The sequence below is a fragment of the Promicromonospora kroppenstedtii DSM 19349 genome (assembly GCF_000515355.1).
GTDB lineage: Bacteria > Actinomycetota > Actinomycetes > Actinomycetales > Cellulomonadaceae > Promicromonospora > Promicromonospora kroppenstedtii.
In genome coordinates, this window is sequence record NZ_KI911642.1 from 1 (window position 1) to 1,230 (window position 1,230).

Genomic DNA, 1,230 nt, shown 5'->3' on the forward strand with positions numbered 1-1,230 from the left:
GGCGGCCAGGACGGTGCTGGTGAACTCGGTGGGGGTCTGGGCGGGGTCGCGGCGGGTGCCGGCGCGGGCGGCGGCTTCTTCGAGGGCTACCCAGGCGGCGACGACGGCGTCGCGGGGCCGGGGGTGTCCGTCGAGGTGGGCGAGGGCGAGGGTGACGGCGTCCTGCAGCTCGGGGAGGTCGATGTCGTCGCCGAGGGTTGTGGTCGAGGCGCCGGCGGCGAGGTGGTCGGGGTCGGTGTCGACGGGTTCGCGGTCCACGGCCAGGAGCTTGCGCACGGCGAGGGTGATGAGGGCGGCGACCAGGAGGGCCAGGAGGGTGACCAGGACCAGGATGATCCAGCGGGAGTCGACCTGGTCGGGTTGCTGGACGGGCTGGGGTGCGGGGCTGGTGGCGCCGCTGGGCTGCTGCATCGGGGGCCGGCTCAGCTCGGGGGTGGGGAGCCGGGGTGGGCTGAGGGTCCAGGGTGTGGCGGTGGCGGCGCCGAGCACGACGACGGTCACGAGCAGGCAGGTCAGGGCGATACGTGCTCGGGGCGTCATGGGGCGGTGTCGGGGGCCGGGTCGGTGGTGGTGGCCGGGTCGGTGGTGGCGAGGTGGTGGGCGTGGATCCCGGCGACGGCGGCTGCGACGAAGGAGGCGGGGTCGGCGTCCAGGCCGCGGCCCATGGTGCGCAGCCCGGCGGGGGAGGTGCGCAGGGTCTCCAGCAGGGTGGTGTCGGCGGGGACGTCCACGAGGGCGTGCCGGGAGGCGGGGGTGGCCAGGGTGGTGGCCTGTCGGTGGATGCGCCGGGTCAGGTCGGGGCCCCAGGTGGGCAGGTTCTCCACGTCGGTGGCGGGGACCGGGACGGGGACGTCGGCGGGGGCCAGGGCTACGCGGCCGTAGGCGGTCAGGGAGTGGTGGGAGACGCCGAGGTGCCGGTCGCGTGGGTCGGCTCCGGACACACGCAGGGACGCGACGGGGCGGCCGGCCAGGGTCGCGGCGGCGTTGACGGCTTCGCCGGCGGCGACGCCGGAGTAGCCCCAGCGGGTCCCGGTGCCGAGGTTGCCGGGCCCCTGGGCCACGACGGCGACGTCGCACCCGGCGACGTGCCGTGCGGCCAGCAGGCCGGTGTGGACGGTGACGGCCTCCAGGTCGCCGCCGTAGGCCTGGCCGACCGTGACGCAGGTGGCGAGCCAGCCGGTGTCCCGCAGGGCGGCGACGGTGCGGGAGAACGCGGCGAGCAGGGCGCCG

The 1,230-nt window shown here is 76.9% G+C and carries 1 protein-coding gene and 1 pseudogene; both read right to left on the reverse strand.

What is annotated here, in order from left to right:
* Positions 1 to 540, reverse strand: a pseudogene (locus PROKR_RS08660) (hypothetical protein); the annotation flags it as partial.
* Positions 537 to 1,230, reverse strand: a 694-nt coding sequence (locus tag PROKR_RS08665) for a DUF3866 family protein (protein WP_157601975.1), incomplete at its 5' end; no start/stop codon positions are given. The pseudogene PROKR_RS08660 and the gene PROKR_RS08665, both read right to left, overlap by 4 nt.